Below are 14,028 nucleotides of genomic sequence, written 5' to 3'. Positions count from 1 at the left end.
TGCAACATGCTCTGGGCCTGCATCCTGCTTCCGCAGCTGGCGCTCGACACCGTCCTGCGTGAGCGTGACGACCCTGATACGCCGCTGGTGCTGGTTGGCGGGCCCACCCAGCGACGCGTGTTGCAGGCGGTCAACCTGGCGGCTGCTGCGCTCGGCCTGCGTGCCGGGCAAACCCTGACAGCGGCGCGCGCCCTGGCCGATGGCTTTACCTGTGTCGAAGCCGACCCCAGACGCATCGATCAGGTACAGCAGCTGCTGGCAGCCTGGGCCTACCGCTTCAGTGCCCAGGTCAGCCTGCATTACCCACGGGCGCTGTTGCTAGAGGTGGGCTCCAGCCTGCAACTGTTCGGGCCCTGGCCCTCGTTCGAGGCCCAATTGCGGCAGGAACTCGCAGAGTTGGGCCTGCGTCAGCGCATCGTCCTGGCCAGCAACCCGGTGGCGGCACGCATGCTCGCCAATGGTCACGACGGCCTGGCCGTGCCCGATGCTGACGACACCCGGGCGGCGCTCCTGGGCATGCCGATCGAGCGTGTCGGCTTGCCGGCCGACGCCGCGGATGCCTTCGCTCGCATGGGGCTGCGGCAACTGGGCCAGGTGCTGGCCTTGCCGCGCGACACACTGGCGAAACGCTTTCCTGCCCAGGTGCAGTTGCACCTTGACCAATTGCTCGGCCTGCGCAATTTCGGCCTGGATTTCTACCAGCCGCCGGACCGCTTCGAAGCCCGTCTTGAGCTGAATTTCGACGTCGAATCACACCAGGCCCTGCTGTTCCCGCTGCGGCGCATGCTCAATGACCTGGCCGCCTTCCTGGCTGGGCGCGACTGTGGTGTTCAGCGGTTCTGCCTGCACCTGGAACACGTCGAAGGGCCGGACACCTTGCTTAAGGTGGGGCTGCTGGCGGCCGAGCGGGATGCCGCAAGGCTGTTCGAGCTGGCCCGGGGGCGCCTGGAGCCGCTACGCATTCCCGCCCCGGTGCGCAACCTGCGGCTGGTTGCCGAAGACCTGCCAGCCTTTGTGCCGCAGCACCATGCGTTGTTCGACCCACGAGCACAACAGGCGCAACCTTGGGAGCAATTGCGCGAGCGCCTGCGCGCCCGGCTGGGGGATGAGGCAGTCAAGGGCCTGAGCGCCGCAGCCGATCATCGCCCCGAGTGCGCCTGGCAAGCGCGAGAGCAGGGCGCCCAGGGCAGCATGCCGGTCGCCCCCGGTAGCCGCCCTGGCTGGTTGTTTGCCGCGCCCATGGCGCTGGACGAAGCCGGCTACCAGGTGCAGGGGCAGGCCGAACGCATCGAATCGGGTTGGTGGGATGGCGCTGACGTGCGCCGCGACTACTACCGCATCGAAACCCGTGACGGCCTGCGCGGCTGGGCCTACCGCGACCTGAGCCAGGCCGGGCCGCTGTGGCTGCAGGGCTGGTTCGCATGAACACCCAGGGTTATGCCGAGCTGCACTGCCTGTCCAATTTCAGCTTTCAGCGCGGTGCCTCCAGCGCTGACGAGTTGTTCCGGCGTGCGCGTGAGCAAGGCTATCAGGCCCTGGCGATCACTGACGAATGCACCCTGGCGGGCATCGTCAGGGCCTGGCAGGCCGCCAAGGAGCATCAGCTGCAACTGATCGTGGGCAGCGAGGTGCAATTGCAGGACGGCCCCAAGCTGGTGCTGCTGGTGGAGAACCTGGTCGGCTATCAAAACCTCTGCGCCCTGATCACCCGGGCCCGGCGGCGGGCGCCAAAGGGTGAGTACCAATTATTCCGTGACGACGTGCTGCACCATCATCAAGGCTTGCTTGCCCTGTGGGTGGCCGATGACAGCGGCGATACCGCTGCTGGCCAGTGGCTGCGCAGCGTGTTCGATAACCGCCTGTGGCTGGCTGTGCACCTGCACCGGGGCAGTGACGATGCCTTGCGCCTGCAGCATTCGCTCGCCATGGCGACCAGGCTGGGTATCGGCGCGGTGGCCTGCGGCGACGTGCACATGCATGTGCGTGGCCGGCGTGCGCTGCAGGACTGCATGGCTGCCATCCGCCAGCATTGTCAGGTGGCCGAGGCCGGGCGCTTTCTGTTTGCCAATGGCGAGCGGCATCTGCGCAGCCAGGCACAACTGGGCGAGCTGTACCCCGGCGACCTGCTGGCCGAGACGCTCGCCATCGCCGAGCGCTGCCGGTTCGACCTGAGCGAGTTGCACTACCAGTACCCGCGCGAATTGGTGCCTCAAGGCCATACACCAGCGACCTGGCTGAGTGAGTTGTGCGAACAAGGCTTGCCGTTACGCTGGCCGGGCGGGCCAAGCCGCAAAGTGCGGGATGTGCTGGCCAAGGAGCTGGCGCTGATCGAAGAGCTGGGCTACGAGAGTTATTTTCTGACCGTGCACGACATCGTCGCCTTCGCGCGCAGGGAGGGCATCCTGTGCCAGGGGCGTGGTTCGGCGGCCAACTCGGTGGTGTGTTTCGTGCTGGGCATCACCGAACTCGACCCCATGGAGCACCGCCTGCTGTTCGAGCGCTTCCTGTCACGCGAGCGCAACGAGCCGCCCGATATCGATGTGGACTTCGAGCATGACCGGCGCGAAGAAGTGATCCAGTACGTGTTCCGCCGTTATGGCCGACACCGCGCGGCGCTCACTGCGGTGGTGAACACTTATCATGCTGCGGGTGCTGTGCGGGATGTGGCGCGGGTGCTGGGGTTGCCCGCCGACCAGGTGGATGCCCTGGCCAAATGCTGTGGCCGCTGGAGCGACCGTATTCCCGATGCGCAGCGCCTGGCTGAAGCCGGTTTCGAGGCCGGCAGCCCTTCGCTGCGGCGGGTGCTGGTGCTGGCCGGTGAGCTGATCGGCTTCCCCCGGCACCTGTCGCAGCACCCGGGTGGTTTTGTCATCTCGCAGCAACCGCTGGACCAGCTGGTGCCGGTTGAAAATGCCGCGATGGCAGAGCGCACGGTCATCCAGTGGGACAAGGATGACCTGGACATGGTCGGCCTGCTCAAGGTCGATGTGCTGGCGCTGGGCATCCTCAGCGCCCTGCGCCGTTGCTTCGACCTGCTCCAGCGCCACCGCGGTCGGCACCTGACCCTGGCCACCATCCCCAGCGAAGACCCGGCCACCTACGCCATGATCAGCCGCGCCGAAACCATGGGCGTGTTCCAGATCGAGTCACGCGCGCAGATGGCCATGCTACCCCGGCTGCAGCCCAACACGTTCTACGACCTGGTCATCGAGGTGGCCATCGTCCGCCCGGGGCCGATCCAGGGTGACATGGTGCACCCGTACCTGCGCCGGCGTCTCAAACAGGAGCCGGTGACGTACCCTTCGCCGCAGCTCAAGGAAGTCTTCGAGCGGACCCTGGGGGTGCCGCTGTTTCAGGAACAGGTGATGGAACTGGCAATGGTCGCAGCCGACTACAGCCCCGGTGAAGCCGACCAGCTGCGCCGCAGCATGGCGGCCTGGAAGCGTCACGGCGGCCTGGAACCGCACCGCGAGAGGTTGGTGCAGGGCATGCTGCGCAATGGTTACGACCTGGCGTTTGCCGAGCGCATCTTCGAACAGATCAAGGGCTTTGGCAGCTATGGCTTCCCGGAGTCCCACGCCGCCAGCTTTGCCTTGCTGTGTTATGCCAGCAGCTGGCTGAAGTGCCATGAGCCGGCGATATTCACCTGTGCGCTGGTCAATAGCTGGCCGATGGGTTTCTACAGCCCCGACCAGTTGCTGCAAGAAGCGCGACGGCAAGGCATCGAGGTTCGGCCGGTTGATGTCTGCCACAGTGAGTGGGACTGCACCCTCGAGCCGGATACCCAAGGCGTCCTGGGCATTCGCATGGGCATGCGCCTGGTGCGAGGGCTGGCTGAGGCCGATGCCAGGCGCCTGGAGCAGGCGAGGGCGCAGCGACCCTGGCGCGATGTCGAAGACCTGTGCCGGCGCGCGGGGCTTGATTCGCGTGCCCGTGCGCGCCTGGCCGATGGCGGGGCACTGCGTGCCTTGGCCAGCGACCGCCACCAGGCACGCTGGCAGGTGGCAGCGGTGCAGGCACAACTGCCTTTGTTCGCCGAGGTTGAGGCTTTGCCTGAAACGCCAGTGCAGCTGCCAGTGCCCTCGGTGGCCGAGGACCTGGTGGCCGATTACCAGACCTTGGGTACCACGCTGGGGCCGCATCCGTTGGCCTTGCTGCGCACACGGCTGCGGGCGCTGGGCTGTCGCAGTTCGAGTGAGCTGGAGGGTGTCGAGCATGGCGACAGCATTGCCGTGGCCGGGCTGGTGGTCGGCCGGCAGCGGCCGCAGACTGCCAGTGGCGTGACATTTGTCACGCTTGAAGATGAGCACGGGATGATCAACGTGGTGGTGTGGCGCGACCTGGCCGAGCGGCAGCGGCGGGCGCTGGTAGGGTCACAGTTGCTCAAGGTCAGCGGGCGGCTGGAGCAGGAAAATGGCGTGCGTCACCTGATTGCCCGGCGGCTGGAGGATGTGACTTTGCTGTTGCAGGGGCTGGATGTGCGCAGTCGGGATTTTCATTGAGTATGTCCGCTTGCACAGGGATCGCATCAAGGCTGACAGGCGCTGAAAATGCTGTGGCGAAAACTGCCAGCCCTGATGCAACCAGCCAAAGCTCATAGAATCTCCCCCAGATCACACCATCGCCAGCCGCTGCTTGCGCGTCGGCGCCGGAAACGCCCGGTCGATCGCCCGCAGGTCTTCGCTGGTCAAACTCAGCGCACCCGCCGCCGCATTCAGGCGCACATGCTCGGGCGTGACAGCCTTGGGAATGGCGATTACCCCGCTATGACGGGTTACCCAGGCCAGGCTGACCTGGGCCGGTGTCGCACCATGGCGCTCGGCAATCTGCGTCAGCACCGGGCTTTGCAACAAGCGCCCGGCCTGCGCCAGCGGGCAGTAGGCCATGGTCGGCAGCGCGCGCTTTTCGCACCACGGCAGCAGGTCGAACTCGATGCCGCGCTCGGCCGGGTTGTACAGCACCTGGTTGGTAGCGCAATCGAGATTGTCCAGCTCACGCAGGTCATCGACATCGAAATTGGACACCCCCCAGCGCCTGATCTTGCCTTGCTCGCGCAAGCGCTCGAAGGCCTCGACGGTTTCATCCAGCGGGTGCTGGCCACGCCAGTGCAACAGGTACAGGTCGATGCAGTCGGTGCCCAGGCGCTTCAGGCTGCGCTCGCAGGCGGCCGCCATGCCGCTGCGGCTGGCATTGTGCGGGTAGACCTTGCTGACCAGGAACACCTGGTCGCGGCGCCCGGCAATGGCCTGGCCAACCACGGTTTCTGCACCGCCTTCGGCATACATTTCGGCGGTGTCGATCAAGGTCAGCCCCAGCTCGATGCCCTGCTGCAGGGCCGCCACCTCGGCAGCCTCGCGGCCTGGGTCTTCGCCCATGTACCAGGTGCCTTGACCGATAACCGGAACGTTCGAACCTGCCAGTTTCACGTAACGCATGTCACCTCCGGGATGTGGGTATTGGAAAGCAGTACTTCAAGCAATGCTTGCGCTGCAGTGGACAGCTTGTGCTCGCTGAGGGCGATCACGCCGATACGCCGCTCGACGGTGGGCTCGACCAAGGTCACGCAGCGTGCGCCCAGCTCCTGCATCTGGTTGATGCACAGCGCGGGCACGGCACTGACCCCCAGGCCGCTGGCAACCATGCGGCCGATGGTCGCCAACTGATGGCTCTCGAACGCTACCGTGAGCTTGCCGTGGCAGGCAGCCACGTTCTGCTCCATCAGCAAGCGTACGGCTGATGGGCGCTGCAACGCCACAAAGTCTTCGGCCATCAGCTGCGTCCAGCTGACCTGGGGCAGCAGCGCCAACGGTGAATCGGCGGGCACCACGGCGACGAAGCGGTCCATGTACAACGGATAGAAGCTCAGCCCGTCGATGTTGTCCGGCTCGAAGCCGATGCCCAGTTCGACGCGGCGGTGGCGCACCAGTTCCTGTACCTGTTCGTTGATCACGTCATGCACGGTGACATTGACCTTGGGGTAGCGTTGCCGAAATACCTTCAGCGATTGCGGCAGCAAGTTGCCGGCAAAGGCCGGCATGGCCGCTACCGACACCCGGCCCAGCTGCAGGGTGAAACGCTGGCGCAGCATTTCTTCGGTGTCGTCCCAGTCGGCCAGCAGGCGCCTGGCCAGTGGCAGCAGCACTTCGCCTTCGGCGGTCAGGCTGACGCTGCGCGTGGTACGGCTGAGCAGGGCGCCGCCAAGGTTTTCTTCCAGTGCCTTGATGGTCAGGCTCAAGGCCGGTTGGGAGACATGCAGGTGCTCACCCGCCTGGGCGAAGCTCTGGTACTTAGCCACGGTGACAAAGGCACGCAGTTGCTTGACGTTCATGACAGGCCTACAGTTTGTTTTGTAAAAGTTATCAATCGATGATTAAAACAAAATTAACAAATCAGTCGCTTGCGGTGAAGATGTCTACACACGCTCACCGACAGCATCGTCGGTTCAACAACTACAAAAGGCGGATCAGCATGGCCGGACTGGACAAGCGCGTTGCAACCTACGAACAGGCCCTTGAAGGCTTGACCGACAACATGACGGTACTGGCCGGTGGCTTCGGCCTGTGCGGCATTCCGGAAAACCTCATCAGTGAAATCAGGCGGCGTGGCGTCAAGGGCCTTACGGTGGTTTCCAACAACTGCGGCGTCGACGGCTTTGGCCTCGGTGTGCTGCTGGAGGACCGGCAGATCCGCAAGATGGTGGCGTCCTATGTGGGCGAAAACGCCGAGTTCGAACGCCAGCTGCTCAGCGGTGAACTGGAAGTCGAGCTGACCCCGCAGGGCACCCTCGCCGAGAAGATGCGCGCCGGCGGTGCCGGTATCCCGGCCTTCTATACGGCGACCGGTTACGGCACCCCGGTTGCCGATGGCAAGGAAGTGCGCGAGTTCAAGGGCCGCAAGTACATCCTCGAAGAATCCATCACCGGTGACTTCGCCATCGTCAAGGGCTGGAAGGCCGACCATTACGGCAACGTGGTGTACCGCAACACCGCGCAAAACTTCAACCCGCTGGCGGCCACCGCCGGCAAGATCACCGTGGTCGAAGTGGAAGAGATCGTCGAACCCGGCGTGCTGCTGCCCAGCGAAATCCATACCCCGGGCATCTTCGTCGACCGCGTCATCGTCGGCACCTTCGAAAAGCGTATCGAAAAGCGCACCGTCAAGGCCTGAGCGCCATCACCAGAACAACAAAGAGATCCTGACCATGGCACTGACCCGCGAACAGATGGCACAACGCGTTGCCCGTGAACTGAAGGACGGCTACTACGTCAACCTGGGCATCGGCATTCCGACCCTGGTGGCCAACTACGTGCCCGCCGACATGGATGTAATGCTGCAATCTGAAAACGGCCTGCTCGGCATGGGCGAGTTCCCTACCGAAAGCACGCTCGACCCCGACATGATCAACGCCGGCAAGCAGACCGTCACTGCCCGCCGTGGCGCCTCGATCTTCGATTCGGCGCAGTCGTTCGCCATGATTCGTGGCGGCCACGTCGACCTCACCGTGCTGGGCGCTTTCGAGGTGGACGTGCAAGGCAACATCGCCTCGTGGATGATCCCCGGCAAGCTGGTCAAGGGCATGGGCGGTGCCATGGACCTGGTCGCTGGCGCCGACAACATCATCGTCACCATGACCCACGCCTCGAAAGACGGCGAGTCCAAGTTGCTGGCGCAGTGCAGCCTGCCGCTGACCGGTGCCGGCTGCATCCGCAAGGTGTTGACCGACCTGGCCTACCTGGAAATCGAAGACGGCGCCTTCATCCTGCGCGAGACCGCACCTGGGGTGAGCGTCGAGGAAATCATCGAGAAAACCGCCGGCAAGCTGATCGTGCCCGATGATGTCAAGGAAATGACCTTCTAAGCATCACCTCAATCCCTGTGGGAGCGGGTTCACCCGCGAATGCGGCGGTGAATTTACCGAAGCATTCGCGGGTGAACCCGCTCCCACAGGGATTTTGCGTTATTCGGCAAAACTGCCCCCTCATAAAACCAATAAAAGGAATTGCCCTGTGGCCGCTGAAATCCAAGACAGCCGTTCCGCCCGCTTTGCCTTGCGCTGTTCCAACTGGGCCGAACGCTGGTTCCCCGATTCCTGGGTGTTCGCCGCATTGGCGGTACTGCTGGTGTGCCTCGGTGCCCTGGCAATGGGCGCCAAACCCACCGACACGGCCAAGGCCTTCGGCGATGGCTTCTGGAGCCTGATCCCGTTCACCATGCAGATGGCCTTTGTGGTCATCGGCGGCTATGTGGTGGCCAGCTCGCCGCCCGCCGCGCGGCTTATCGACCGCTTGGCGCGCATCCCCGGCAATGGTCGCTCGGCCGTATGCTGGGTGGCGCTGATCTCGATGCTGGCGTCGCTGCTCAACTGGGGCTTGTCGCTGGTATTCGGCGGGCTGCTGGTACGCGCCCTGGCGCGGCGCACCGAGCTGAAAATGGACTACCGTGCCGCCGGTGCGGCAGCCTACCTGGGCCTGGGCGCCGTATGGGCGCTGGGGCTGTCATCCTCGGCGGCGCAGCTGCAGGCCAACCCGGCCAGCCTGCCACCGTCGATCCTGTCGATCACCGGGGTCATTCCCTTTACCGAAACCATCTTCCTGTGGCAGTCGGGCGTCATGCTGGCAGCGCTGATCGTGGTCTCGCTGGTGATTGCCTATGCCACGGCGCCAGGCCCGAACAGTGCGCGCAGCGCCGAGGACTGCGGTATCGACCCCTGCTTCACCGCGCCTCCTGCGCCCCAGCGCACCCGCCCGGGTGAGTGGCTGGAGCACCGCCCGATCCTGATCCTGTTGCTGGTGGCACTGGCTGCGGGCTGGCTGTACCAGGAGTTCGCGACCAAGCCGGCGATTACTGCGATTTCCGGGCTGAACACCTACAACCTGTTGTTCATCATGCTTGGTGCCTTGCTGCACTGGCGCCCGCGCAGTTTTCTTGACGCTGTGGCGCGTGCGGTGCCGACCACAACGGGCGTATTGATCCAGTTCCCGTTGTATGGCTCGATCGCTGCCATCCTCACCCAGGTGAAGGGCGTCGATGAACAGACCCTGGCCCATCACATCTCGCTGTTCTTCACCCAGATTGCCACCCATGACACCTATGCCTTGTTGATGGGCGTGTACTCGGCGGTGCTGGGCTTCTTCATCCCTTCGGGCGGCGGCAAGTGGATCATCGAGGCGCCTTACGTGATGCTGGTGGCCAATGACCTGCAGTATCACCTGGGCTGGGCGGTGCAGATCTACAACGCTGCCGAAGCCTTGCCGAACCTGATCAACCCGTTCTACATGCTGCCGCTGCTGGGCGTGCTGGGGCTCAAGGCGCGTGACCTGATCGGGTTTTCGTTCGTGCAGTTGCTGGTGCATGCGCCATTGGTGCTGGTGTTGCTGTGGGCCTTGGGCACGACGCTGCAGTATGCGCCACCGGTAATGCCGTAACCGCTGCGCGGTTGAGCCCGCGCCCAAGGTTTGGCGCCGGGCTCAACACGCGTATCATGGCTGCCTTCGCCTGGGAGCCCCGCGCCACATGTCTATCCGATTGAAACTGCTGCGAAAGAAACTGGGCATGACCCTGGAACTGCTGGCCGAGAAAACCGGCATGACCAAAAGCTACCTGTCCAAGGTCGAGCGCGGCCTGAACACGCCGTCGATCGCTGCCGCCTTGAAGTTGGCGCGGGCGCTGAACGTCAACGTCGAAGAACTGTTCGCCGAAGAACAGCACGGCCAGAGCCGTTACAGCCTGGTGCGCAGTGGCCAGCGCCAGGCCCTGGTCGGGGATGGGCAGGGCCCCGGCTACGCGGCGCTCACCAACCAGGTGGGGCAGCGCAGCCTGTTGCCGTTCCTGATCCAGCCACCGTCAGAATTCAGTGACCCCACGTTCAAGGAGCACCAGGGCGAGGAGTTTCTGTTCGTGCACGCCGGTCAGGTGGAGGTGGACTTCATGAACGAGCGGGTGCTGCTGGAGCAGGGCGATGCCCTGCATTTCGACGCGCAAACACCGCACCGCCTACGCTCGGTGGGGGCGCTGCCGGCACAGTTGCTGGTCGTGGTACACCACGGGGAAGCATAAAATGACGGGGGGGCGCAGTGCGGCCTCAGCGCCAGTGCCGGCTATCTCATCGGTGAAACGCTACAGCGAACATCCCCACCCGCCTGCGCATATTCTGCATGTCGATATTTTGACGAACTCGCCTATCACCCATTGAATTTTATTATGGTGTCGGATCATTGACGTAGTGTCACTGTGCCCATAAGCTCAATTCAACAGCAATACAACTCCCGCCACACCGCGCCAATAACTCATTGATTTTCCTCTTTAAAGGAAGGGCGTATGCGCACGACTCTGATTATCAAATCGATGTTTCTGATGGTGCTTCTGAGTGGCGCGGCTCGCGCGGCGGATTCGTATATAAACCAAAACAGTATCATTCCTGTTTCAACCGCAGTCTGGTTCTTTGCTTTTGCAGTTGTCGGTTTTGTGGCCGTGGCCAACCGTAGAAAGATCTGAACCTGATTGCACGCTGGAGGGTTGATCACCCCGCCGTCGGCTTGTCAATTCCCCAACCGTTGCTATATTCCCTGTAGCCTGTGAACGTCCACGGTTGCAGGCAGCGCAGGGTAGCTGCGCAGCGTCAAGGTAAGGGCCTGCAGAAAGGTCCAGGCCATCGCGGCAGCAGTCCGTCGCGAAGCGGAGCGAGAGTTGGTGTGTTGTTCTCATTCAGTGCTCTTTGTCGGGCCATTTGGCCGGAGGGACCCTCATGATGCGTTCAATGTTTGCCGCGTTCTGCATGCTGGCGGCGTGGTCTGGTGTGACCAATGCCGATCAGTCCGGTGCTACCTACCTGCTCAGCCCTGGCGATGTGGTGATGGTTTCGGTATGGCAGGAAGACAGCCTGCGTCAAGAAGCCACCGTACTTCCCGATGGCAGCATCACCTTCCCACTGGCCGGGCGCATCAATGTCGCCGGGCTGGATGTGACCGCAGTTGAAAAACAAGTTGCCAGCAAACTCGAAAAATTCCTCCCCGACCCGAATGTCAGCGTTGTCGTCAAGAGCATTGCCGGCAACCTGGTGTATGTCCAAGGCAAAGTGATCAAGCCCGGACCGGTACAAATGGCAGGCCCGACCGCCGTGCTGCAGGCCCTGAGCATGTCGGGCGGCCTGGACAAGTTTGCTGACGAAAGCGATATCAAGGTGGTCCGCGGCACTGGCACTTCCCAAAAGATCCTGCCCGTGCGATATAAGGACCTGGTGTCTGGGCGGGACATGTCCACCAACATCCAACTTCAGGCTGGCGATACGCTGGTCGTTCCTTGATCTTGCCTTTAATAAGAACACTTAATGCCTCTTCTAAGAACAACTCGCATTGCGACGGCAATCCTGGTATTGCCGTTCACGGACGCGGTCCTGGCGGCAAATTGGCAGTCTACGGTGGTGGTACCGACATCCGTTGAATACGACAGCAACCCGTTGTTGCTGTCGTCGGGGGAGAAAGGTGTAACGCGCACGATCATCGCGCCCGATTACACCCTGATCGGCACCTTCGACCGTGACGAATTGAGGTTGGGGCTGGGCATGCATGTATTGCGCTCATCCGACACGGATATCGTCGATGACCGTGAAGACCCCGACATCAGCCTGGGCTGGCAACGCACCACCGAACGCGGGCGTTTCGGCCTGCTGGCGCGTTACAACGAGAGCTCGACGCTGTCGGGGACGGTGCTGGACACGGGGGTGATCACCACCGACGGTACGCAGAAGCTGTACACGCTGACCGGCAACTGGAGCCAGGCAGTCACTGAGCGCAGCACCCTGAGCAACGAAACCACCTACAACCGTGCCCGTTACGACATCAGTACCCTGACGGGCTACGAAGAACTGGCAAACGTATTCACCTGGACCTATGCCTGGAGCGAGCGCGCCGATGTGTATGCCCGCTTTGGCGCCCGGCGCTACGAGCCCGAGCAGGACCTGACCGCGACGGCCTCCAACAGCTACACGCCCGCAGTTGGCATCAAGTACCAGCTGGCTGCAGGCTTGAGTGCCGATGCCCACGTTGGCGTCAATGAAGTGTCGGGTGACGACGGCGGGCGGCGCGGGGAGGGCGGGGTTTCGCTGCTGTACACCGGTGTGCGCTCCGATGCCAGCTTCACGGCTGAGCGCAGCACGGTGGCCAGCGCCGAAGGCGGCTTCGCCGAGCTGGACCAGGTACGCGGTGTGTGGAGTTACGCGGTGGGCGAGCTGACCCGGGTGGGCGCGGACGCCGCCTGGCAAGACAGCAAGGGGCAGTCGCCCAACACGCTACAGACGTACAGCGTATGGGCCAGCCGCCAGTTTTCGCCGTACTGGGACCTGCGCCTGTCGCTGATGTACAAGGAACGGCAGCAGGACCACGAAGCCGATGCAACCGCGACGATCGTTGGTCTGACGTTGACGTACAGGTATCCCGACATCTGAACTTCAGGCAGGTGGCCCCATGAAGTCTGACTACGAACTCTCGATCAGAGATTACATCGCCATTATCAAGGACAGGGCCCTGGTGTTAGGGGTGAGTGCCGTAGTCATTCTTGCCGCGACCGTGGCGGTCGCGTTGATGGTGCCGCCGATCTACCAGTCGACCGGCACCATCCTGGTGGAATCACAGCAGATTTCGCCCGAGCTGGTGTCGACCAACACCACCAGTTTTGCCGATGAGCGCATCGAGGTGATTCGCCAGCGGGTGATGACCCGCGAAAACCTGCTGCGCATCATCGACAAGTACAGCCTGTTCGCCGACAAGCGCCTCAGCGAAAGCGACAAGATCGACCAGATGCGCAATGCCATCGTGGTCGAAACCCTCACCACCTTTGTGCGCGGGCGCGGCGAAGCGACCGTTGCCTTCAATGTGTCCTTCGAGCACAAGCAGGCGCAAGTGGCCAAGGAAGTCGCCGACGAGCTGGTGACACTTTTCCTTAACGAAAACCTCAAGCAGCGCACCGAACGGGCCAACGAAACCACCGAATTCCTTACCCAGGAGGCGAACAAGCTGGGCGCCGAACTGGCCAGCCTGGAAAACCAGCTGGCCGATTTCAAGCAGGCCCATGCCAACGCCTTGCCGGAGCACCAGACCCTGCGCATGAACATGCTGTCGCGCTCGGAGCTGGAGTTCCGCGAGGTCGACCGTGACTACAAGGCGGCCCAGGAAGAACTGCGTTACCTGGAGCTGGAACTGTCTGCCGCCAACGCCGGGCTAGGCACCAAGGCCACCGAAGGCAGCAAGCCTGCCAGTGCCGACCAGCCGCAGGACCTGCCCAGCCTGAAGGCCGAATACGCGCGGCTGCTGAGCCGCTACAAGGACGCCCACCCGGACGTGGTCGCGGTCAAGCGCAAGATCGATGCATTTCAGGCCACCGGTGGCCGCACTGCAGTGGCCTCCACGGTCAGCCTCGACGTCGCCCGGGTACGTGCCAAGATGAGCGCTGCCCAGGAGCGGATCAGTTCGCTGGCCGAGCAGAAGCGCGAATTGACCCGCAAGATGGAAGGCTACGAGGCCGAGATCCTCGAGGCGCCGCAAGTCGAGCGTGGCCTGGTGACCTTGATGCGTGACCATGACAACGCCCGCAAGAAGTACGAAGAAATCCGCGCCAAGGAAATGGGCGCGAAGATTACCGAAAGCCTGGAACAGGAGAACAAGGCTGAACGCTTTGTACTGCTGGAGCCACCGCTGATGCCCGAGAAACCGATCAAGCCGAACCGCAAGAAGATCGCCGCACTGGGCCTGGTGCTGGCACCGGCCGGTGGCGGCGCACTGGTGATGCTGCTGGAGATGCTCAACCAGCGCGTGCGCGGCGTCGGGGCCCTGGAAAGCCTGCTGGGCAAGCGGGTGCTGGTAGCGCTGCCCTACATCGATACCCGCGCCGACGTGGCCAGGCGCAAGCGCTGGCGCAACTGGCTGATTCTGGCGGCACTGGCGCTGGCGGCTATCATGATAGTGCTGGTACACATGTTCTACATGCCACTGGATGTGCTGTTGTTCAAGGCCATGTCTCGGTTTGCATAGGGAA

12 protein-coding genes are annotated in these 14,028 nt (G+C 63.2%); 10 read left to right on the top strand and 2 right to left on the bottom strand.

The genetic code is table 11. The annotated features are described in order from the left end of the window. The first annotated feature begins 6 nt into the window (after nt 1-6). Both AC5O5R_RS14240 and AC5O5R_RS14235 read left to right on the top strand, forming a co-directional pair. Nucleotides 7-1,425, top strand: a complete 1,419-nt coding sequence (locus AC5O5R_RS14240; RefSeq protein WP_172230556.1) for a Y-family DNA polymerase — start codon at nt 7-9, stop codon at nt 1,423-1,425. Further along, nucleotides 1,422-4,502 (top strand): error-prone DNA polymerase, encoded by a 3,081-nt coding sequence (locus tag AC5O5R_RS14235; RefSeq protein WP_494514465.1) that lies wholly within the window; start codon nt 1,422-1,424, stop codon nt 4,500-4,502. The genes AC5O5R_RS14240 and AC5O5R_RS14235 overlap by 4 nt, the downstream gene beginning before the upstream one ends. A gap of 111 nt (nt 4,503-4,613) precedes the next feature. Here AC5O5R_RS14235 and AC5O5R_RS14230 read toward each other — a convergent pair whose 3' ends face one another. After that, entirely contained in the window at nt 4,614-5,435 is an 822-nt protein-coding gene (locus AC5O5R_RS14230; protein ID WP_172225086.1) for an aldo/keto reductase, read from the bottom strand. After that, nucleotides 5,423-6,328, bottom strand: coding sequence for a LysR family transcriptional regulator (locus AC5O5R_RS14225; protein ID WP_172225083.1), 906 nt, complete (start codon nt 6,326-6,328; stop codon nt 5,423-5,425). The genes AC5O5R_RS14230 and AC5O5R_RS14225 overlap by 13 nt, the downstream gene beginning before the upstream one ends. A 140-nt stretch (nt 6,329-6,468) precedes the next feature. On the opposite strand from AC5O5R_RS14225, the gene AC5O5R_RS14220 reads away from it, so the two are divergent. The 8 genes from AC5O5R_RS14220 (at nt 6,469) to AC5O5R_RS14185 (ending at nt 14,024) form a co-directional block, all read left to right on the top strand. Continuing rightward, nucleotides 6,469-7,167, top strand: a complete 699-nt coding sequence (locus tag AC5O5R_RS14220) for a CoA transferase subunit A (protein ID WP_172225080.1) — start codon at nt 6,469-6,471, stop codon at nt 7,165-7,167. A gap of 34 nt (nt 7,168-7,201) precedes the next feature. Beyond that, nucleotides 7,202-7,858 carry a CoA transferase subunit B gene (locus AC5O5R_RS14215; protein ID WP_172225077.1) on the top strand — a complete coding sequence of 219 codons (657 nt, stop codon included), beginning with the start codon at nt 7,202-7,204 and terminating at the stop codon, nt 7,856-7,858. A gap of 148 nt (nt 7,859-8,006) precedes the next feature. After that, nucleotides 8,007-9,425, top strand: a complete 1,419-nt coding sequence (locus AC5O5R_RS14210; protein ID WP_494514464.1) for a short-chain fatty acid transporter — start codon at nt 8,007-8,009, stop codon at nt 9,423-9,425. Nucleotides 9,426-9,513: 88 nt separating this feature from the next. After that, entirely contained in the window at nt 9,514-10,056 is a 543-nt protein-coding gene (locus tag AC5O5R_RS14205) for a helix-turn-helix domain-containing protein (protein ID WP_172225071.1), read from the top strand. Nucleotides 10,057-10,317: 261 nt separating this feature from the next. Then, nucleotides 10,318-10,494 carry an EPS-associated small membrane protein EppA gene (gene eppA, locus AC5O5R_RS14200; protein ID WP_172225069.1) on the top strand — a complete coding sequence of 59 codons (177 nt, stop codon included), beginning with the start codon at nt 10,318-10,320 and terminating at the stop codon, nt 10,492-10,494. Between the two features lie 250 nt (nt 10,495-10,744). Then, entirely contained in the window at nt 10,745-11,302 is a 558-nt protein-coding gene (locus AC5O5R_RS14195; RefSeq protein ID WP_172225067.1) for a polysaccharide biosynthesis/export family protein, read from the top strand. 24 nt (nt 11,303-11,326) lie between these two features. Further along, nucleotides 11,327-12,442 carry a hypothetical protein gene (locus AC5O5R_RS14190; RefSeq protein ID WP_172225064.1) on the top strand — a complete coding sequence of 372 codons (1,116 nt, stop codon included), beginning with the start codon at nt 11,327-11,329 and terminating at the stop codon, nt 12,440-12,442. 19 nt (nt 12,443-12,461) lie between these two features. Beyond that, nucleotides 12,462-14,024, top strand: a complete 1,563-nt coding sequence (locus tag AC5O5R_RS14185; protein ID WP_172225061.1) for a GumC family protein — start codon at nt 12,462-12,464, stop codon at nt 14,022-14,024. The last annotated feature ends 4 nt before the right edge of the window (nt 14,025-14,028 follow it).

The organism is Pseudomonas sp. 8_5_2 (assembly GCF_059295255.1).
The sequence above is the reverse complement of the archived record's forward strand: the minus strand, read 5'-3'. Positions and strand labels throughout refer to the sequence as shown.